This window comes from Gallibacterium anatis DSM 16844 = F 149, from assembly GCF_000379785.1.
GTDB lineage: Bacteria > Pseudomonadota > Gammaproteobacteria > Enterobacterales > Pasteurellaceae > Gallibacterium > Gallibacterium anatis.
Genome location: NZ_KB903709.1, coordinates 1 through 19390, shown reverse-complemented (window position 1 = coordinate 19390; position 19390 = coordinate 1). Strand labels below are relative to the sequence as shown.

Here is a 19390-nt window from a genome sequence, read left to right as displayed (position 1 = left end):
GGTATGGGCTATTTTGTCTTATTTATGGCGTCAATTTTACTTGTTTGAGGCATGGGTAAAACAATCAGCGAAAATGACCGCTGGCACCGTTATCTGAAAGGAAAAGCAAGAGAAAAGCGACAAAGTAAAAAAACAAACCCACTTTTATCAAATGATTTTGGAAAGATGGGTTTGTCAGCAGTCTGAGGAAACAGGGGATAATCTGTTTCCTTTTATTTTTTATTGGAGTCGGTTTGTTAGTGAGCTGTAATCTATTTTGGCTTTGATCATAAAAAATAATGACGCCGGTTTCTTAGCTTAAGAAGCCACAATTTTGACCTGAATTCAAAAAAAGTGGTTTTCTAGTATAAATTTTTATTGCCTTGTGTTAATTTTGAAACGCTTTTTTATTTTTCACAACAAAAGGAATTTACGATGAATTGGAATTTAGATCCGAAAGATGTTTTCAGTGCTTCTCCTGTTATTCCAGTGATGGTGATTAAGAAACTGGAAGATGCTTTACCAATGGCAAAAGCATTGCAAGCGGGCGGTATTAATGTTTTTGAAATCACATTGCGCAGTGCAGTAGCATTGGATGCAATTAAATTATTGAGTAAAGAAGTTCCGGATGCATTGGTTGGCGCAGGAACTGTATTATCAGCTGAACAATATGATCAGGCGGTGGCAGCTGGGGCAAAATTTGTGATTTCTCCGGGAGCAACGCCGGCACTGTTAAAACACGCTGCAGCGCGTGAAGTCCCACTAATTCCGGGTACGGCAACGCCATCAGAAATGATGCAAGCATTAGAGTTGGGATATTCTTATGTTAAGTTTTTCCCGGCGGAAATTAATGGTGGTGCGGCAGCCTTAAAAGCTATTTCAGCAGCATTACCACAATTAAGTTTCTGTCCGACCGGTGGAGTATCACCAAAAAATGTGGCAAGTTATGTGGCAGTGAATTGTGTTAAAACAATCGGTGGTTCTTGGATGATTCCTAATGATGCAGTTGCAGCCGGTGATTGGGCTAAAGTCACTCAATTAACCAAAGAGGCAGTTGAATTAGTTACAAGTTTAAGAAGCTAACAGATTGTTTTGAATTGGAGAGATTCCCTTATCCCAGATGGAATAAGGGAATTTTTTATTAGTGAGTTAGGCGAATAATGGCGTTGGAAACATCTTGATCTTGATAAATGCCATTAATCGCATCGGTGAATGCCTGATTTAACACTTTTTGGATTTCAGGTGTTTTGGCACCAAAAGCCCCTTCTTGAGAACGGTGAGTTTCAATATTTTTGCTATATTCGCCTTTTGCGCTTTGTACTTGAATATTTAGCTGTACAGAAGCATCGATTTTATAGCGAACATTGCCTTGGTTTACATTAGCATAGAATTGTTTCACGTTAACTGTTACTACGGCTGGAGCGTTATTTGGCAGAATACGGAAACCTTTACTGTTCAGATCTTGTTGTAATGCTTGTTGAAACACTTCAGCAATGCTTGGTTGAGCAAAGATCGGATAAAGTTGGCCATCATAAGTGTATTGAGAAACGGTTTGATTGCCGCGAAGATCGCGAGAAGCAACGCTTACGCTGCTGTTTTGGTTTTGTGCATTAAATGGCCCGACTGCTGCCGGCGGTGTGAAAGTGATGGTATTTTGCGGTGCTTGGCACGCGGCAAGCAGAAAACCGGCAACAACAACGCAGGCAGAAGAGAAACGTTTTAATGATTTATACATAATAAAGTCCTATTTCATTAGTTATCAGTTTGAGAAGTTGAAAACATCGCTATAAAATAGCGAATATTCATACAAAAATCATCAATAGTCAAAGTAAATTATCCTCTTACAGCAAAAAGAATAATCATATTTTAGCGAAAAATATTCTGTAATTCGCAGAAGATCGTTACTTTTAGGAGTTTTTATGAACAGACAGCAACAGATGACGGTTTTATTACAACAAGAATTATCTCCTCTTCATTTAGAAATTATTAATGAAAGCCATATGCATAGTTCCGGAAAGGGAGATGAATCACATTTTAAATTAATTATTGTCAGTGAGCGTTTTCAGGCAATGCGGGCAGTAATGCGTCATCGTTTGGTTTACCAACTATTGGCACAGCAGTTGGCGGACGGTGTGCACGCTTTGGCGTTGCATTTGTATGATCCGGAAGAATGGAAATCTTTACAACAAGTGCCAAATTCACCAAATTGTATGGGTGTTGGTGAGTAATATACTTATAAAGTAGTATTTATTTGATTTATAAATAAAAAATCAGTTATTTTTTATTGAAATATATCAAAATTTTCACATTTTTTTTAAAAATAAGCAGTCATTTACTGGAATTAAAGGGGGGCTTTTGGTTACAATAAGCCGTTTTAAATATCCTTGTTCACTCCTAATCCAATAGTATGACTGATTATTTAAATCATTGTTTTGGTTATGATTTATAACCTGAACAAGGAGTATACAGATTTGAGTTTTAAAATTAAGTGGATAGTGTAATTATGTATCTTGGCGTGTTGGGGAAAATTATCTATTTGTTTTTATAGAAGTTTTGACCGAACTTATATCGCTTAAGAATGATGATTCGCTTGAAACTACTCAAACGAGAGATTACCGTAATCCCTACTCTATTACGGTAATTGTTGTGTTTAACCCAACGAAAAAGTAGTGCAAACGATATGATTACAATTAAGAAAGGCTTGGATCTTCCTATTGCTGGGAAGCCAGCACAAGTAATCCACGATGGAGCTGCCATCACAGAAGTTGCCGTACTTGGCGAAGAATATGTTGGTATGCGTCCTTCGATGAAGGTGCGTGAGGGTGATGTTGTTAAGAAAGGTCAGGTACTTTTTGAAGATAAAAAGAATCCAGGCGTTGTCTTTACCGCCCCGGCATCAGGAACGGTAACTGCGATTAATCGTGGTGCTAAGCGTGTTTTACAATCTGTTGTGATTAAGTTAGAAGGCGAAAGCCAAATGACCTTTGCAAAATATAGCATTGAGCAGTTGGCAAATTTAACTGTCGAACAAGTGAAACAAAACTTAGTCGAATCCGGTTTATGGACCGCATTGCGTACCCGTCCGTTCAGTAAAATTCCTGCAATTGATAGCAAACCGTCGTCTATTTTTGTTAATGCGATGGATACTAATCCATTAGCCGCTGAACCTGCGCTTATCATTAAAGAAAATGCGGAAGCTTTCCAAAACGGTTTAACCGTATTAAGTCGTTTAAATGAAGGTAAACTGTTTGTTTGTAAAGCAGCAGGCACATCAATTCCAACAATTAATGCGAGCAATGTTCAGGTAGAAGAGTTTTCCGGACCGCATCCGGCAGGTTTAAGCGGAACTCATATTCATTTCCTTGATCCTGTTAGCATTAGTAAATTTGTCTGGTATATCAATTATCAGGATGTTATTGCGATTGGTAAATTATTCACCACCGGTGAATTATATGTTGATCGTGTTGTTTCTTTAGCCGGTCCTCAAGTCAAAAATCCACGTTTGGTACGTACCCGTTTAGGTGCAAACTTAAATGAACTGACCGCAGGTGAATTGGCTGACGGCGAGAATCGTGTTATTTCCGGTTCTGTGTTGAATGGACACACTGCAGTGGCTCCGGTTAATTATTTAGGACGTTATGCGTTACAGGTTTCTGTAATTGCAGAAGGACGTGAAAAAGAGTTTTTAGGCTGGATTTCACCAGGCTCAAATAAATTCTCTATTACTCGTACCGTACTAGGTCATTTTGGACATAAATTGTTCAAATTTACTTCCGCAATAAATGGCGGACACCGTGCAATGGTGCCAATTGGTACTTATGAACGTGTTATGCCGTTAGATATTATCCCGACATTGTTATTGCGTGATTTAAGTGCTGGCGATACCGACAGTGCACAGGCGTTAGGTTGCTTGGAACTGGATGAAGAAGATTTAGCGCTTTGTACCTTTGTATGTCCGGGTAAAAACGAGTATGGTCCAATGTTGCGTGCAGCATTAGATAAGATCGAGAAGGAAGGTTAAAAATGGGTTTAAAACATTTTTTAGAGAAAATAGAACCTGCTTTTTTGCCTGGTGGAAAGTATGAGAAGTGGTATTCATTATTTGAAGCAACCGCAACATTCTTATATACACCGGGAACAGTAACGAAAAAAGCCTCTCACGTACGTGATGCATTAGATTCAAAACGAATGATGGTATTAGTGTGGTTATCACTTTTCCCAGCAATGTTTTACGGTATGTACAACGTGGGTGCACAATCTATTTTGGCGTTAGGTGTCGGTGATTTTGCACAAAATTTGGCACAAAACGTCAATAATGATTGGCATTTTGCGTTAGCAAACGCATTGGGTGTTGTCTCACCGGATGCCGGTGTATTGGCTAAAATGGTATTAGGTGCAATTTTCTTCCTGCCAATTTATTTAACCGTTTTTGTGGTTGGTGGTTTCTGGGAAGTGTTATTTGCAACTGTGCGTAAACACGAAATTAATGAAGGTTTCTTCGTTACTTCTATCCTATTGGCATTAATCGTACCACCTACATTACCATTGTGGCAGGCTGCGTTAGCAACTACATTCGGGGTTGTGGTCGCGAAAGAGGTGTTCGGTGGTGTTGGTAAAAACTTTATGAACCCGGCATTAGCGGGTCGTGCGTTTTTATTCTTTGCTTATCCGGCACAAATTTCAGGGGATTCCGTTTGGGTTGCTGCTGACGGCTTTTCCGGTGCGACCGCACTTTCTCAATGGGCTGTAGGCGGTGAAGGTGCATTAAAACAGGTAACTACCGGACAACCAATTCAATGGATGGATGCTTTCTTAGGAAACATTCCAGGTTCAATCGGTGAAGTTTCTACACTTGCATTAATCATCGGTGCGGCAGTAATTGTTTTCGCACGTATCGCCTCTTGGCGTATCATTGCCGGTGTAATGATTGGTATGATTGCGACTTCTTGCCTATTCAATCTAATCGGTTCAGATACTAATCCAATGTTCTCAATGCCTTGGTACTGGCACTTAGTATTAGGTGGATTTGCTTTGGGTATGTTCTTTATGGCAACTGATCCGGTTTCCGCTTCATTCACTAACAAAGGTAAATGGTGGTATGGTGCATTAATCGGTGTAATGGTTGTTCTTATTCGTGTTGTGAACCCGGCATATCCGGAAGGTATGATGTTGGCTATTTTATTCGCTAACTTGTTTGCACCATTGTTTGATTACATTGTTGTTCAAGCGAATATCAAACGTAGGAGAGCACGTAATGTTTAAGAAAGATAGTGTTATCGGCACACTGATTGTTGTTATTTTAGTCAGTTTAGTGTGTTCTGTTATCGTTGCAGGATCAGCCGTATCGTTAAAACCGCTTCAACAAGAACAAAAATTGTTGGATAAACAAAAAAATATTCTTAGCGTTGCAGGTTTATTGAAGTCCGGTGGCAATATTACAGAAGCGTATAATAAATACATCGAACCTCGCTTGGTTGATTTAAACAGTGGTGATTTTGTTGCAAACCAAGCTAACTTTGATGCAGCGAAAGCAGCAAAAGATCCGTCAACGAGTATTGCTTTAGGAGAAGACGATTTTGCTAAAATCGGTCGCCGTGCTAATTATGCCGAAGTTTATTTGGTAAAAGATGATAACGGTCAAGTTAAGCAGGTTGTGTTACCAATTTATGGTACCGGTTTGTGGTCTGTAATGTACGGTTTTATCTCTGTACAACCGGATGGAAACACCATTAACGGTATTACTTACTATGATCAGGGGGAAACTCCGGGATTGGGTGGTGAGATCGAAAATCCGAAATGGCAGTCTATGTTTGCAGGTAAAACCATTTATAACGATCAAAACCAAATGGCTCTTCACGTAAGTAAAGGTGGTTCTGCTGATAAAGCACACGGTATTGATGCATTGTCCGGTGCGACATTAACCAGTAATGGTGTGCAAAATACGTTTAAATTCTGGTTTGGTCCGAAAGGCTTTGGTCCTTTCTTAGCTAAACTTAAAGAAGGAGTATTAAACAATGGCTGATAAACAAACTAAAAAGGATTTATTGCTTAATCCGGTTATTAATAACAACCCGATTGCTTTGCAGATTCTCGGGATTTGTTCAGCATTGGCGGTAACGACAAAACTTGAAACAGCAATCGTAATGGCGATTTCTGTAAGTTTGGTTACTGCGTTTTCAAGCTTCTTTATCTCTTGTATTCGTAATTACATTCCGAATAGCGTTCGTATTATCGTACAAATGGCGATCATTGCATCATTGGTTATCGTGGTTGACCAAATATTACGGGCATATGCTTATAATATTTCTAAACAGTTATCGGTATTCGTCGGCTTGATTATTACCAACTGTATCGTAATGGGACGTGCGGAAGCGTTTGCAATGAAAGAAAAACCGGTTGACAGTTTCCTTGACGGGATCGGTAACGGTTTAGGTTATGGTGCAATGCTTGTTATCGTTGCATTTATTCGTGAATTAATCGGTTCAGGTAAATTGTTCGGTGTAACAGTTTTCCAAACTATCCAAGACGGTGGTTGGTATCAAACTAACGGTCTATTCCTGTTGGCACCAAGCGCATTTTTTATCATCGGCTTCATTATTTGGGGTCTTAGAACTTGGAAACCGGAACAAGTAGAGAAGGATTAATACAATGGAACACTATATTAGTTTATTTGTAAAATCCATATTTATTGAAAATATGGCACTTTCCTTCTTCTTAGGAATGTGTACGTTCTTAGCTGTATCCAAAAAAGTTTCAACTGCATTTGGGCTTGGGATTGCAGTAACCGTCGTGTTAGGAATTTCTGTTCCAGTAAACAATATTGTTTATAACCTGATTTTACGTGATGGCGCCTTAGCACAAGGTGTTGATTTAAGTTTCTTGAACTTCATCACTTTCATCGGTGTTATTGCAGCATTAGTGCAAATTCTGGAAATGGTTTTGGACAAATTCTTCCCGGCACTTTATAACGCATTGGGGATCTTCCTTCCGTTAATCACAGTAAACTGTGCGATTTTCGGGGGTGTTTCTTTTATGGTGCAACGTGATTATAACTTCGGTGAATCCGTTGTTTATGGCATCGGTGCCGGTCTAGGATGGATGTTAGCCATTGTGGCCTTAGCAGGTATTACTGAGAAAATGAAATATTCTGACGTGCCGAAAGGATTGAGAGGTTTAGGTATTACCTTTATTTCAGTCGGCTTGATGGCACTTGGTTTTATGTCTTTCTCAGGCATCCAGTTGTAAAAGGGGATAAATAATGGAAATTACATTAGGAATAGCGATGTTTACCGTCATTATTTTAGTATTGGCGGTATTAATCCTGTTTGCTAAATCAAAGCTGGTAAATACTGGTGATATTACCATTACCATTAATCACGATCCTTCCAAGGCAATTACATTGCCGGCGGGCGGTAAATTACTCGGTGCATTAGCAAGCAAAGGGATCTTCGTTTCATCCGCTTGTGGTGGCGGTGGCTCTTGTGGTCAATGTCGCGTAAAAGTCATAAGCGGTGGTGGTGATATTCTCCCTACGGAGTTATCACATATTAATAAGAAAGAGGCTGCTGAAGGCTATCGTTTGTCTTGTCAGGTAAACGTAAAAGGTAATATGGACATTGAATTGCCGGAAGAAATTTTCGGTGTAAGAAAATGGGAATGTACCGTTATCTCCAACGATAATAAAGCAACCTTTATCAAAGAGCTTAAGTTGGCGATTCCGGAAGGTGAGGAAGTGCCTTTCCGTGCCGGTGGTTATATCCAAATTGAGGCTGATCCTCATACTGTTAAATACAGTGATTTTGATATTCCTGAAAAATATCAAGAGGACTGGAAAAAATATAATTTATTCCGTTATGTTTCTAAAGTGGATGAACATATCACACGTGCTTACTCAATGGCATCTTATCCGGATGAAAAAGGCATTATTATGTTGAACGTGCGTATTGCTACGCCACCTCCACGTAATCCTGATGTTCCACCGGGACAAATGTCATCTTATATTTGGTCATTAAAACCGGGTGATAAAGTGACAATTTCAGGGCCGTTCGGTGAATTCTTTGCCAAAGATACTGATGCTGAAATGGTATTTATCGGTGGTGGTGCAGGTATGGCGCCGATGCGTTCACATATCTTTGACCAATTAAAACGTTTGCACTCTAAACGTAAGATCTCATTCTGGTATGGTGCGCGTTCTAAACGTGAAATGTTCTATGTTGAAGATTTCGATATGTTACAGCGTGAACACGATAACTTCACTTGGCACGTTGCGTTGTCAGATCCGTTACCGGAAGATAATTGGGATGGTTACACCGGCTTTATTCACAATGTGCTTTATGAAAACTATCTGAAAAATCACGAAGCGCCTGAAGATTGTGAATACTATATGTGTGGGCCTCCGGTAATGAATGCAGCAGTGATCAAAATGCTGAAAGATCTTGGTGTAGAAGACGAAAATATCTTATTAGATAATTTCGGTGGTTAATAAATCAAACTTGATTCATTATGTTATTGAAAAAACTAACACATTGGCTGGCCCTCACAGGGCTAGCCTTTTTTCTTGTTGCTTGTGGTGATCAGACGGAAATTGTCAATCTATCGGGCAAAACAATGGGAACCACTTACCATATTAAATATTTGGATAAGGGAATAAATACTGAGCCGGAGATGGCTCATCAGCAAATTGACCAACTGCTTAAGGAGGTCAATAATCAGATGTCGACTTATCAGAAGGATTCTGAACTGAGTCGTTTTAATCAAAGTAAAGAGATAGATAAACCTTTTGTGGTGTCTAAGGATTTTGCTGAAGTGGTACAAGCAGCGATTCAATTACACCAGAAAACGGAAGGTGCATTAGATGTAACGGTCGGGCCATTAGTTAATTTATGGGGATTCGGGCCGGAAAAACGATTGGATAAAGAACCGGCGCCGGAAGATATTGAAAAACGCAAGGCGTGGACCGGTATTGATAAATTATCCGTTTCCGAAACAGACGGTAAGCCGGCACTTATTAAAAAGATACCCGAACTTTATGTTGATTTATCTTCCATTGCAAAAGGGTTTGGGGTTGATAAAGTTGCCTCTTATTTAGAAAGTATCGGTGTTAGCGATTATTTAGTTGAAATTGGTGGCGAAATTCATACCAAAGGCGTGAATGAAAAAGGTCAGGCGTGGCAGATTGCGATTGAAAAGCCTGAATTTGACGGTTCTCGTGCGGTAGAACAGATTATCGGATTAAGCAATTTGTCTATGGCGACATCCGGTGATTATCGCAATTATTTTGAGGAAAATGGGAAACGTTTCTCGCACGAAATCGATCCGAATAGCGGTTATCCGTTGCAGCATAATTTAGCTTCAATCACTGTAGTTGATCCGAGCTGTATGATTGCTGACGGCTATGCTACCGGTTTATATGTTCTTGGTGCGGAAAAGGCTTTGCAACTGGCTGAAAAAGAAAATCTTGCCATTTATCTGATTGTTAAGACAGAAAAAGGATTTGAAGTTAAAATGTCATCAGCATTTGCAAAATTGTTGCACAATCATAAAGAAGGAGAGAAGTAATGAAATTATTTTTAATTACATTCGGGTTTTTCGTAGTTGTAATTTTCGCAATGGCAATCGGCTATATCATTAAACGTAAAACCATCAGCGGCAGTTGTGGCGGCATCTCTTCACTCGGCTTAGAAAAGGTGTGCGATTGCCCAGAACCTTGTGATGCACGTAAAGCCAGAATGGCGAAAGAGGCCGAACGTCAAGCAAAACTGCAAGAAGCCGGTCGCATTTTATAATTTCATTCATCAGGTAACGCTATTAAGCATTGCGCTGTGAATTGATAACATTAAGGAAAGAATGTCGCTTTCCATTATGCCTTAATGGATATGTGTAATTCAGTACGCATATCCGTTTTTCAATTATCTTTTTTCGGAGAAATATCAATGCAAAATAGATTAACTCTCGGTATTTTTCTTGCATTATCCGCCGCAGCACTCAATAGTACGATTGGCATTTTCAGTAAAGTCTTGATTGAACAAGGTTTAACGATTGAAGCGATTTCTTTTATTAAAACAATCATCGCATTTGTTCTAGTGAGCATAGTGCTATTTCGTCAACCGCAAAAAGAGCAACAGCAAAGCATTTGTCCGCACTATTCATCGACCGTAAAACTTTGGGGGCAAATTGCCTTTTGTGCTTTTCTCGGCGTGTTTGTAATGTTCTTCTTTGAAACGCTCGCCTATCAGTATGGTCAAGCCGCCAATGTAGTGGTAGTTTTGATGGCGTCTGCCGCCGTTTCAGCATTGATCGGTGGCTGGTTATTGCTTGCCGAACCAATCGTTTTTTCTGCTATTGTCGGTACCTTAATCGCTATTTTGGGTATTTTTATTATTTCGTGGTCCGGCTCCGGCACTTGGCAGGCAGTTGTGAATGCGAGTTTAGCTGGCATCGGTTATGGTTTATTTTCTGTTTTTATAAAACGATTTAGGCTGAATGGTGGCTTGCCTTTAACCAAAATGTTGATGTTTTTTGGTGCAATTTATTTATTGTTTCCATTTATACAACATTTTGAAACCATCAATTGGTCGTGGAGCATTGCGCTGAATTTGTTGGCGTTAGCGGTTTTACCGACATTATTAGGTTTTTATTGTACGACAAAAGCACTGGTGTATTTAAGTGCGGCGAAAGTGCAGGTAACAGAATTATCTGAACCGATTTTTTCAATGTGTTTGGCGTGGTTATTTTTAAGTGAAATTCCCACTCTCTATTTTTTTATAGGTGCAGTTTGTATTGTTTTGGGAATAATCTTAATAAATCAATTATATAAATTTGCACGTTAACACCAAGATAACGACAATGTTTGTGATTGTTTGCTATTTTGTTTGAGAGTTTTTAAGATACGCAGATTTCATAGCATATTTATCGTTTTAAGCATAAAACAAAGGAAAAATAATGGCATTAATTTCAAAAACATTTACTGATCTGATGACAATATCACCACAACAATTTGCAGAAAACCAACAGAAAAAAGTGATTGTCGGAATGTCAGGAGGTGTAGATTCATCCGTATCTGCCTATATTCTTCAACAACAGGGCTACCAAGTGGAAGGCTTGTTTATGAAAAATTGGGAAGAGGATGATGATACCGATTATTGTACAGCAGCAGCAGATTTAGCCGATGCGCAAGCAGTATGCGATAAATTAGGTATAAAACTGCATAAAATTAATTTTGCGGCGGAATATTGGGACAATGTATTTGAACATTTTTTGCAAGAATACAAAGCGGGCAGAACGCCGAATCCGGATATTTTGTGTAATAAAGAGATTAAATTTAAAGCATTTTTGGAATACGCCGCAGAAGATTTAGGCGCGGATTATATTGCCACAGGGCATTATGTGCGCCGTCGAGGTGATGATGAGAATGCGCAGTTATTACGCGGTTTGGATGGTAATAAAGATCAAAGTTACTTCCTTTACACTTTGAGCCATAAACAGGTTGGACAAAGTTTATTTCCGGTAGGCGAATTAGAAAAGCCGGTGGTGCGTCAAATTGCAGAAGATTTGGGTTTGGTTACGGCTAAGAAAAAAGATTCTACCGGCATCTGTTTTATCGGTGAGCGTAAATTCAAAGATTTCTTGGCGCGTTATTTGCCGGCACAACCCGGAGATATTCGTACGGTAGATGGTGAAGTTATCGGCCGTCACGATGGATTGATGTATCACACGCTTGGGCAGCGTAAAGGGTTACGTATCGGCGGATTGAAAAATGCCGGCGACGAGGCTTGGTATGTGGTGGATAAAGATCTGGAACATAATGAGTTGATTGTGTCGCAAGGTCATAACCATCCGCGCTTATTCTCTAAAGGGTTGATCGCCGGACAATTACATTGGGTTGATCGTCAGCCTTTAAAACAACCTTTGCGTTGTACAGTGAAAACACGTTATCGTCAGCAGGATGTGCCTTGTCAAATTATTCCATTAAATGATGATTTGATTGAAGTACGCTTTGATGAACCACAAATTGCAGTGACTCCCGGACAATCGGCAGTTTTCTATTTGGATGAGCTTTGTTTGGGTGGCGGCATTATTGAACAGCGTTTAGTTTAAAGTAAAAAAGTAAAGGGTTCGCAATGAACCCTTTATTTTTATCGCCAAATAATGGTTGCCGGAATGATCTGATTTTTTACCGGTTCTTGTTTTAATAAACTTTGTACCATTGCAAAAAGCTGATGAGCTATTTTTTGGTGATTTTGTTGAATAGAGTTGATTTTGAACGGCAGACAATTCAGCAATTCATAATCGTCAAAAGTAGAGAGATGCATTGTGCCATCAGAAAGATGATGCAATAACTGTTTTTCATTTAACCAACGAAGCACCCCTTCCAATAGGGCGTATGAACCGGTAAATAATGCTTGCGGTAAACGTCCTAAGCGTTGGTACAATTGGTCGAAAGCAAGGTAGGCACTATCGGCGTAGTAGGAGGTTTGTATAATCCAATCCGGGTTTAACTTTAAATTCGCACGCTGCAAGCCTTGTTTAAAGCCATAAAGGCGTGCGGTACTTGGGCGTAATTCAGCTTGACCGCCGAGATAATAGATCTCATTTAAATGATATTGTCGGCATAAAGTATCAATGAGTTCAATAACAGCACTTTCATCATCAGTCACAATATAAGGTGTAAGGCTGTTTTGGGTGAAACGGTCAAGTTGAATGACCGGAACATTAATATTGAGTTGGCGATAATAACGCGCATCCGATTTAATCGGTGTTGTAATTAAAAGATCAATTTGACGATCCAATAAACGCTCAATAGCAATTAATTCCTGTTTGGCATCCTCGTCGGTACAGGCGATGATCAGTTGTAACCCATTATCACGACACAACTTTTCTAAGGTTTTTGTTGTTGCGGCAAAACCCAAATTAGAAAAATCAGGAATGACTAAACCGATAGTGTTACTACGCTGCGCCTGTAACGCCTTTGCAACGCTATTGGCTTTATAGTGATACTTTTTTGCAATTTCCAAGATTTTGGCTTGTGTTTCCGGTTTAATTCTAAAATTATTGCCGTGACCGTTCAGCACCATACTGACGGTAGTTTTAGAAACGCCACTTAATTCTGCAATATCTGCCAGAGTAAGCCGTTTATTGTTGATATTCATTAACCTCAATCCTTAATCGAAGTGAATTGGCGAAACTTCGGCACTCGCTATTTTGATTAAAGGAGATATCCATAATAGAGGTTGTTTCTTTTCAATAAAGAAACGGGAAGTCATTGCTTTTTCGCCATCATTTAAAAAGATTTCAATAATAGAATGATCAATAAAAATTTCAATCTTTTGTAGATCGTTAATTTCACAATAACGTTTTGAGCCCCATTTCTGCATAGATTCGGATTGCTCACTCTGTGCTCTGTTTAGGCAGAAAATGCCGTTGTGATAACTGATTTCAAGATATTGATTCAATTCGTTTTTGAACAGTTGTAAATTAAATGTTTGGTTGTTGACTTCAAGTTTTAAGTAACTTTGTGACAGATAAGGAATTTCAATCTTTCCTTGTTGTTGATGATAATGCATTGCACCGATCTGTTGATAAACCTGTTCCACAGGACGTTGATAGATTTGGTTGTTTTGCAGCCAAAGTTGACGAGGCAAAGTTAGCATTGAATGCCATTGATATTGATCGGTAGGATACTGCAAATCAGGTAAACCGCACCACGCCAATAGGATTTTACTGTTATCATTTAAGCCGGAAAAAGTTTGTGGCGCATAAAAATCAAATCCTTGATCCAGTTCGGAAAATGTTTCTACTTGAAAATCAAGATGTTGTAATTTGCCAAGGGCATAAGTAGCGTGATAATTATTTTGAAATTGAGTTTGTTGCTGCTGCTTTCCTTGAGGTGACCAAATAAAGAGATCTTTATCTTTTAATTTGGAAAGATCAGGGCATTCCCACATAAAAATATTTTTATTATCAAAGGGATGAAGCGCTAATTCGCCTAATAATTTTGGCGTGTCATTCAGATTATCCATTTCAAATAATAATGCAGTACCGGAAAGATCTTGGCGTTGCGCACCTAAAATAAAACGAATTTTGCCTTCAGCAGTAAGGAACGGTTTCGGATCGCGGCAATGTTCAGTATAACCAACCGGCGGTTCGTGCAGTAAAACACGTTTTTCGAGCAGTTTCCCCTGTTTAGTAAAAATAGCCATATTCTGAAATGGAATGCGTTGGTTATCCGATTGACGGCGCGTGTTTCCGGTATAAAAAGCGACAATCTGATCTTGATAGAGAATCGCACCGCCGGAATAGCAGCCGTGAGATTCAAATAGTTGATCGGGAATAAGCAACTCCGCCTGTTGAAAATGAATAAAATCTTTACTGAGATAATGTTGCCAATGTTTCATTCCGTGCAACGCACCGAACGGATACCATTGGTAAAAAATATGATAGTTTTCACCGTCAAAAACCAATCCGTTCGGATCATTTAATAAACCGGTCGGTGGCGCGAGGTGATACTGTGGACGATGGTGATGATCACGTTGTACTTGCGATGCTAATGTTGTTAATTCATTTTCTTTAGCTGCATATAGATTGCGGTATTTGCCTTGATTAAAAATCATCATCTTGCCTCCGATCGAAAGAGCGTTATTGTGCTTGAAGTTGTGTTTTTGTCGGCAATGCAGACATTGCACCTTTGGCGGTGGTGGCTAATCCGCCGCAAAGATTTGCTTGTTGAATCGCTTGGACAAAGATATTTTGTTGTTGCCAGTGTTGATGTTGGGCTAATGCCTGCAACATACCGCCGACAAAAGCATCGCCGGCACCGGTGGTGTCAACTACTTTTACTTTATTTCCGGCAACTTTTCCTTCAATAGCTTGATAAAAATAGTATGCTCCCGCTGCTCCGAGCGTAACTAAAATTAATTTATCTGGATACTGTTGACGGGTTTTACGGATAGCTAAGTCCAGATCAGGTTCACCGCTTAGTAGACAAATTTCTTCTTCTGAAAATTTAATGACATCGGCAATAGCAATCATTTTGTTCACTTCATCAATCATTTGTTGTTGTGAAGGCCACAAACTAGGGCGAAGGTTCGGATCGAAAGAAACAAATCCACCGGCTTGTTTAATTTGTTGTGCCGCTTGTTGCGTGGTGCTGCGAGAAGGTTGATTGATTAAGGCAATGGAGCAGAAATGCAACCATTCACTGGCAGAGAAATGCGGAAGATCCGCTTGTTGTAAGAATTGATCTGCGCTTGGATTGACCATAAAAGTAAAGGTTCTTTCGCCGGTTGGGTCGAGATCGACAATCACGGTTGACGTCCGATGCTCATCATCGAGATGCATAAAATCGGTGTTTACTTGTTCTTGTTGTAAAGTGGTTTTCAGAAAGCGACCTAAAGGATCATTGCCTACTCTGCCAATAAAAGCACTTTTACCTCCTAAGCGTGCAATGGCAACGGAAACATTTGCCGGCGCACCACCCGGACAGCGTAAATAATGTTGTTCTCCATCCGGTAATAAATCGACAACGGCATCGCCTAAAACCCATACTCTATTCATCGGTAAAATCCTCTGTTGTTTTTTGAACAGTAAAATTGTAGCTAAACCGTTTTAGTTGAGCAATTCTATTTGTTGATTTCTATTAAAAAGTGTTAACTGGATCACAAAAATGAAAACTGGGTTATGAATAAAATAGATTTTACTAAAACGTTTTAGCTATAATGCGTGCTGTTGATTACTTAACCAATCTACCTGGAGAGAAAACCTATGGATTTTCCAAAAATTGCAAAAGAGCTCATTGAGAAGTTGGGCGGAAAAGAGAATATTAGTGGCGCTGCACATTGCTCCACTCGTTTACGCTTAGTCCTTAATGATGAAAGTAAGGCGGATAAGGAAGGCATTGAACAAATTGAAGGTGTGAAAGGTCAATTTGCCGTAGCAGGTCAATACCAAATTATTTTTGGTGCGGGTACGGTGAACAAAGTTCACGCCGCAATGACAGAAATTTTAGGATTAGGCGATATGACAAAAAGTGATGTCGCTAATTTAAGTGCTGAAAAACAGGGGTTGTTGCAGCGTTTAGTAAAAGGCTTGGCGGATATCTTTGTGCCAATTATTCCGGCGATTGTGGCTGGCGGTTTGCTAATGGGGTTAGCGAATGTTTTTACTGCACAAGGTCTATTTATTGATGATAAATCTTTAATTGATGCTTATCCGAATTTGGCGGATCTTGCGGCAATGATTAATACCTTTGCCAATGCGCCGTTTGTCTATTTGCCTATTTTATTGGCATTTTCGGCGAGCAGAAAATTTGGTGGCAATCCGTTTTTAGGTGCGGCATTGGGAATGTTGATGGTTCATCCGGATCTGTTAAATGGTTGGGGCTTCAGTGCGGCGAGTCTTTCAGGAGATATTCCGTATTGGGATATTTTCGGCTTCCATATCGAAAAGGTGGGATACCAAGGCTCAGTATTACCGGTGTTGGCGGCAACGTGGATTTTAGCGAAATTGGAAAATGGTTTCCGTAAAATTATTCCATCCGTATTGGATAATTTATTAACACCGCTATTAGCCTTGTTTATCACCGGCATTTTAACCTTTACTTTTGTCGGACCGATTACACATAAACTTGGCTTTTTAATCGGTGATGGTTTAACTTGGTTATATGACACAACCGGCTTGATTGGTGGGGCTATTTTCGGTGCTTTCTATGCGCCAATTGTGATTACCGGTATGCATCAAACCTTTATTGCCATTGAAACCCAATTATTGGCGGATATGGCACATACCGGCGGAACGTTCATTTTCCCAATCGCGGCAATGTCGAATGTAGCACAAGGCGCTGCTTGTTTAGGCGTGATGTTCTTAATTAAAGATGCAAAAGTGAAGGGAATTGCATTACCATCCGGGATCAGTGCTTTATTAGGGATTACTGAACCGGCAATGTTTGGGGTGAATCTTAAATATCGTTACCCATTTATTGCGGCAATGGTGGGTTCCGGCGTTTCCAGTGCGTTTATCGCTTTGTTTAATGCGAAAGCGCAAGCGTTAGGCGCAGCCGGTTTACCTGGTATTATTTCAATTAAACCGGATAGTATCGCCGTATATTGTATCGGTATGTTGATTTCATTCGTGGTCACTTTCACATTAACCTTGTTATTAGGCTTAAGAGCACAACGTAAAGCAAAATAAAATCACTGATTTTCAGCATTGTTCAAGATCAAGGTAATAACCATTATCTTGATTTTTTTTATGAAAAATGTTAACGTTATGTTAGTTTTTATTGCTAAAGATAATAGGCTTAAATAGTGAGATATTCTTAGTTGTAAAATTTTATAGTTTATCTCACTAAAATCATCGCTTTTTTACAGCATTTTATACTAGTAAAATTTAAAAGGTATTTAAAATTTCCCTTTTATTATCAAATAAATAGCGTTGACTAATATCACTATTCGATTATATTAAGATTTCCTGTAACAAAAATAACGATAAGTCCTTTAGGAGGGCGAAATGAGTAATACAGCAAAAACAACAAGAGAAACTTTCTCGGGGCGTAAAGCATTTATTTTAGCGGCTATTGGTTCAGCAGTAGGATTGGGTAATATTTGGCGTTTCCCTTATACCGCGTATGAAAATGGGGGTGGCGCATTTATTGTGCCTTATATTATTGCGTTGTTAACGGCAGGGATTCCTTTACTGTTTTTGGATTATGCCATCGGGCATAGGCATCGTGGTTCTGCACCGTTAGCGTTTAGACGTTTGCATAAGAATTTTGAAATTTTCGGTTGGTGGCAAGTGTTGGTTAATGTCATTATCGGAATCTATTATGCGGTGGTGCTCGGCTGGGCTGCGTGTTATACCTATTTTTCTATCAATGATGCTTGGGGCGAAAAACCGATAGATTTCTTTATTGGTGACTTCCTTAAAATGGGGGATATCACACAAGGCGTCAGTTTTGAGTTCGTTGGTATGGTTGTTGGTCCTTTAATTGCGGTATGGTTGGTGGCGCTAGCCGTATTAGCATTGGGTGTACAAAAAGGTATCGCTAAATCATCCAGTATTTTAATGCCGCTTTTGGTGGTAATGTTTGTGATTTTGGTTATTTCAGCGCTTTTCTTGCCGGGAGCCAGTAAAGGGTTGGATGCGTTATTTACCCCAAATTGGGATAAATTATCTGATCCGAGTGTATGGATTGCCGCTTATGGACAAATTTTCTTCTCTTTATCCATCTGTTTCGGCATTATGATCACCTATGCATCTTACTTGAAGAAAGATTCAGATTTAACCGGTTCTGGCTTGGTAGTCGGTTTTGCAAATAGTAGTTTTGAATTATTGGCGGGGATCGGTGTTTTCGCAGCCTTAGGTTTTATGGCGGCGGCAAGTGGTCAACAAGTACACGAAGTTGCTAAAGGCGGAATCGGTTTAGCATTTTTCGCTTTCCCAACCATTATTAATAATGCACCGTTTGGCTCTGTGCTTGGTGTGTTATTCTTTGGTTCACTCACCTTTGCTGCATTGACTTCTTTTATTTCAGTTATTGAGGTCATTATTGCTTCAGTTCAAGATAAATTAAAACTTGGACGTGTTGCTTCAACCTTTATTGTAGGTATTCCGATGATGGTTCTTTCTGTTTCATTATTCGGAACGACAACAGGTTTACCAATGTTGGATGTAATGGATAAATTTGTGAATTACTTCGGCATTGTTGCGGTAGCGTTCTGTTCATTAGTTATTATTGTATCTAATGAAAAATTAGGATTGTTAGGAAACCATCTTAACAAAACCTCTTCTTTCAAAGTGGGTTTTATTTGGCGTTTATGTATCGTTGTGACAACAGGTATTTTAGCATTTATGCTATTTACTGAAGGTGCAAAAGTGTTCCGCGAAGGTTATGAAGGTTATCCAAACTGGTTTGTAGATATATTCGGTTGGGGAATGGCATTCGGATTGGTGGTGGTTGCCTTCCTATTAACACATTTACCTTGGAAAAATGAAGAAAAATTTGAGGAGGACGCAGAATGAGTACAACAGCAATCATTATGATGGTTATCTCGCTTGTGATCATCTGGGGTGGTTTATTAGTTTCTATTAAACGTTTACCTAAAGAATAACTAATTGAAAATAAAAAAGTTTAAGCCATATGATTCAATGTTTTTCATTGGGCATATGGCTTTTATTATGGATAGATTAAATAGATAAATTGTTGTAAAAAACATCAATTAAAAAGAAATTAAAAAAAATCTGCAAAAAAGACTTGCACAAGGTTTTGAAATGCCTATAATACGCCTCCGCAACGACGCTGAAGTGTGAAGTTAAAAAGAAAGCGTCGTTTTTTGTTCTTTAAAAAACTATCAGACAATCTGTGTGGGCATTCGTAGATAACAAATTGAGTGACTCAATAGAATTCAGGGATTGGTTA

At 39.3% G+C, this 19390-nt stretch carries 19 protein-coding genes; 15 read left to right on the top strand and 4 right to left on the bottom strand.

Annotated elements, in window-relative coordinates; genetic code table 11:
* Positions 1–414 precede the first annotated feature (414 nt).
* Positions 415–1062, top strand: coding sequence for a bifunctional 4-hydroxy-2-oxoglutarate aldolase/2-dehydro-3-deoxy-phosphogluconate aldolase (locus A3EO_RS0107955; protein WP_018346723.1), 648 nt, complete (start codon positions 415–417; stop codon positions 1060–1062).
* A 58-nt stretch (positions 1063–1120) separates the two neighbouring features.
* On the opposite strand, the gene A3EO_RS0107950 is transcribed toward A3EO_RS0107955, so the two are convergent.
* On the bottom strand, positions 1121–1714 hold the full coding sequence (locus A3EO_RS0107950; RefSeq protein WP_018346722.1) for a YajG family lipoprotein: 594 nt from the start codon (positions 1712–1714) through the stop codon (positions 1121–1123).
* A 184-nt stretch (positions 1715–1898) separates the two neighbouring features.
* On the opposite strand from A3EO_RS0107950, the gene A3EO_RS0107945 reads away from it, so the two are divergent.
* From A3EO_RS0107945 to mnmA, 11 genes are all read left to right on the top strand, one after another.
* Positions 1899–2207: a BolA family protein gene (locus tag A3EO_RS0107945; protein ID WP_013745920.1), complete on the top strand. Its 309-nt coding sequence runs from the start codon at positions 1899–1901 to the stop codon at positions 2205–2207.
* Positions 2208–2659: 452 nt separating this feature from the next.
* Positions 2660–4000, top strand: coding sequence for a Na(+)-translocating NADH-quinone reductase subunit A (locus tag A3EO_RS0107940; RefSeq protein WP_018346721.1), 1341 nt, complete (start codon positions 2660–2662; stop codon positions 3998–4000).
* A gap of 2 nt (positions 4001–4002) precedes the next feature.
* Positions 4003–5241, top strand: coding sequence for an NADH:ubiquinone reductase (Na(+)-transporting) subunit B (locus tag A3EO_RS0107935; protein WP_018346720.1), 1239 nt, complete (start codon positions 4003–4005; stop codon positions 5239–5241).
* Positions 5234–6001: a Na(+)-translocating NADH-quinone reductase subunit C gene (locus A3EO_RS0107930; RefSeq protein ID WP_018346719.1), complete on the top strand. Its 768-nt coding sequence runs from the start codon at positions 5234–5236 to the stop codon at positions 5999–6001. The genes A3EO_RS0107935 and A3EO_RS0107930 overlap by 8 nt, the downstream gene beginning before the upstream one ends.
* The gene (locus tag A3EO_RS0107925) at positions 5994–6623 is read left to right on the top strand and encodes an NADH:ubiquinone reductase (Na(+)-transporting) subunit D (RefSeq protein ID WP_018346718.1); all 630 of its coding nucleotides are present in this window, start codon (positions 5994–5996) and stop codon (positions 6621–6623) included. The genes A3EO_RS0107930 and A3EO_RS0107925 overlap by 8 nt, the downstream gene beginning before the upstream one ends.
* Positions 6624–6627: 4 nt before the next feature.
* Positions 6628–7224 (top strand): NADH:ubiquinone reductase (Na(+)-transporting) subunit E, encoded by a 597-nt coding sequence (gene nqrE, locus A3EO_RS0107920; protein WP_018346717.1) that lies wholly within the window; start codon positions 6628–6630, stop codon positions 7222–7224.
* 13 nt (positions 7225–7237) lie between these two features.
* Positions 7238–8461, top strand: a complete 1224-nt coding sequence (nqrF, locus tag A3EO_RS0107915) for an NADH:ubiquinone reductase (Na(+)-transporting) subunit F (protein WP_018346716.1) — start codon at positions 7238–7240, stop codon at positions 8459–8461.
* 26 nt (positions 8462–8487) lie between these two features.
* Positions 8488–9537, top strand: a complete 1050-nt coding sequence (locus A3EO_RS0107910) for an FAD:protein FMN transferase (protein ID WP_026211058.1) — start codon at positions 8488–8490, stop codon at positions 9535–9537.
* On the top strand, positions 9537–9764 hold the full coding sequence (gene nqrM / locus A3EO_RS0107905) for a (Na+)-NQR maturation NqrM (RefSeq protein WP_013745912.1): 228 nt from the start codon (positions 9537–9539) through the stop codon (positions 9762–9764). Before A3EO_RS0107910 ends, nqrM begins: the two co-directional genes overlap by 1 nt.
* Before the next feature lie 147 nt (positions 9765–9911).
* Positions 9912–10808, top strand: a complete 897-nt coding sequence (locus tag A3EO_RS0107900; RefSeq protein ID WP_018346714.1) for a DMT family transporter — start codon at positions 9912–9914, stop codon at positions 10806–10808.
* Between the two features lie 112 nt (positions 10809–10920).
* Positions 10921–12075, top strand: coding sequence for a tRNA 2-thiouridine(34) synthase MnmA (mnmA, locus tag A3EO_RS0107895; RefSeq protein ID WP_018346713.1), 1155 nt, complete (start codon positions 10921–10923; stop codon positions 12073–12075).
* 38 nt (positions 12076–12113) lie between these two features.
* Here mnmA and A3EO_RS0107890 read toward each other — a convergent pair whose 3' ends face one another.
* From A3EO_RS0107890 to A3EO_RS0107880, 3 genes are read right to left on the bottom strand one after another with little or no spacing between them, the layout of a single operon-like run.
* On the bottom strand, positions 12114–13127 hold the full coding sequence (locus A3EO_RS0107890; protein ID WP_018346712.1) for a LacI family DNA-binding transcriptional regulator: 1014 nt from the start codon (positions 13125–13127) through the stop codon (positions 12114–12116).
* Between the two features lie 12 nt (positions 13128–13139).
* Complete coding sequence (locus A3EO_RS0107885) at positions 13140–14591, bottom strand: glycoside hydrolase family 32 protein (protein ID WP_018346711.1); 1452 nt, start codon at positions 14589–14591, stop codon at positions 13140–13142.
* 22 nt (positions 14592–14613) lie between these two features.
* Positions 14614–15531 carry an aminoimidazole riboside kinase gene (locus tag A3EO_RS0107880; protein ID WP_018346710.1) on the bottom strand — a complete coding sequence of 306 codons (918 nt, stop codon included), beginning with the start codon at positions 15529–15531 and terminating at the stop codon, positions 14614–14616.
* Between the two features lie 207 nt (positions 15532–15738).
* On the opposite strand from A3EO_RS0107880, the gene A3EO_RS0107875 reads away from it, so the two are divergent.
* The 3 genes from A3EO_RS0107875 to A3EO_RS13160 all read left to right on the top strand — a co-directional run bounded on the left by A3EO_RS0107875 (position 15739) and on the right by A3EO_RS13160 (position 19082).
* The gene (locus tag A3EO_RS0107875; protein WP_018346709.1) at positions 15739–17163 is read left to right on the top strand and encodes a sucrose-specific PTS transporter subunit IIBC; all 1425 of its coding nucleotides are present in this window, start codon (positions 15739–15741) and stop codon (positions 17161–17163) included.
* Between the two features lie 318 nt (positions 17164–17481).
* Positions 17482–18993, top strand: a complete 1512-nt coding sequence (locus A3EO_RS0107870; protein ID WP_018346708.1) for a sodium-dependent transporter — start codon at positions 17482–17484, stop codon at positions 18991–18993.
* Positions 18990–19082: a methionine/alanine import family NSS transporter small subunit gene (locus tag A3EO_RS13160; protein WP_018346707.1), complete on the top strand. Its 93-nt coding sequence runs from the start codon at positions 18990–18992 to the stop codon at positions 19080–19082. The genes A3EO_RS0107870 and A3EO_RS13160 overlap by 4 nt, the downstream gene beginning before the upstream one ends.
* Positions 19083–19390 lie beyond the last annotated feature (308 nt).

Bases quoted from the DNA above. Each gene is read 5' to 3' on its own strand.
- A3EO_RS0107880 (WP_018346710.1), bottom strand. From the start codon at position 15,531: ATGAATAGAGTATGGGTTTTAGGCGATGCCGTTGTCGATTTATTACCG.
- A3EO_RS0107955 (WP_018346723.1), top strand. From the start codon at position 415: ATGAATTGGAATTTAGATCCGAAAGATGTTTTCAGTGCTTCTCCTGTT.
- nqrE (WP_018346717.1), top strand. From the start codon at position 6,628: ATGGAACACTATATTAGTTTATTTGTAAAATCCATATTTATTGAAAAT.
- mnmA (WP_018346713.1), top strand. From the start codon at position 10,921: ATGGCATTAATTTCAAAAACATTTACTGATCTGATGACAATATCACCA.
- A3EO_RS0107890 (WP_018346712.1), bottom strand. From the start codon at position 13,127: ATGAATATCAACAATAAACGGCTTACTCTGGCAGATATTGCAGAATTA.
- A3EO_RS13160 (WP_018346707.1), top strand. From the start codon at position 18,990: ATGAGTACAACAGCAATCATTATGATGGTTATCTCGCTTGTGATCATC.
- A3EO_RS0107930 (WP_018346719.1), top strand. From the start codon at position 5,234: ATGTTTAAGAAAGATAGTGTTATCGGCACACTGATTGTTGTTATTTTA.
- A3EO_RS0107940 (WP_018346721.1), top strand. From the start codon at position 2,660: ATGATTACAATTAAGAAAGGCTTGGATCTTCCTATTGCTGGGAAGCCA.
- A3EO_RS0107945 (WP_013745920.1), top strand. From the start codon at position 1,899: ATGAACAGACAGCAACAGATGACGGTTTTATTACAACAAGAATTATCT.
- A3EO_RS0107950 (WP_018346722.1), bottom strand. From the start codon at position 1,714: ATGTATAAATCATTAAAACGTTTCTCTTCTGCCTGCGTTGTTGTTGCC.
- nqrF (WP_018346716.1), top strand. From the start codon at position 7,238: ATGGAAATTACATTAGGAATAGCGATGTTTACCGTCATTATTTTAGTA.
- A3EO_RS0107935 (WP_018346720.1), top strand. From the start codon at position 4,003: ATGGGTTTAAAACATTTTTTAGAGAAAATAGAACCTGCTTTTTTGCCT.
- A3EO_RS0107885 (WP_018346711.1), bottom strand. From the start codon at position 14,591: ATGATGATTTTTAATCAAGGCAAATACCGCAATCTATATGCAGCTAAA.
- A3EO_RS0107875 (WP_018346709.1), top strand. From the start codon at position 15,739: ATGGATTTTCCAAAAATTGCAAAAGAGCTCATTGAGAAGTTGGGCGGA.
- nqrM (WP_013745912.1), top strand. From the start codon at position 9,537: ATGAAATTATTTTTAATTACATTCGGGTTTTTCGTAGTTGTAATTTTC.
- A3EO_RS0107900 (WP_018346714.1), top strand. From the start codon at position 9,912: ATGCAAAATAGATTAACTCTCGGTATTTTTCTTGCATTATCCGCCGCA.
- A3EO_RS0107925 (WP_018346718.1), top strand. From the start codon at position 5,994: ATGGCTGATAAACAAACTAAAAAGGATTTATTGCTTAATCCGGTTATT.
- A3EO_RS0107870 (WP_018346708.1), top strand. From the start codon at position 17,482: ATGAGTAATACAGCAAAAACAACAAGAGAAACTTTCTCGGGGCGTAAA.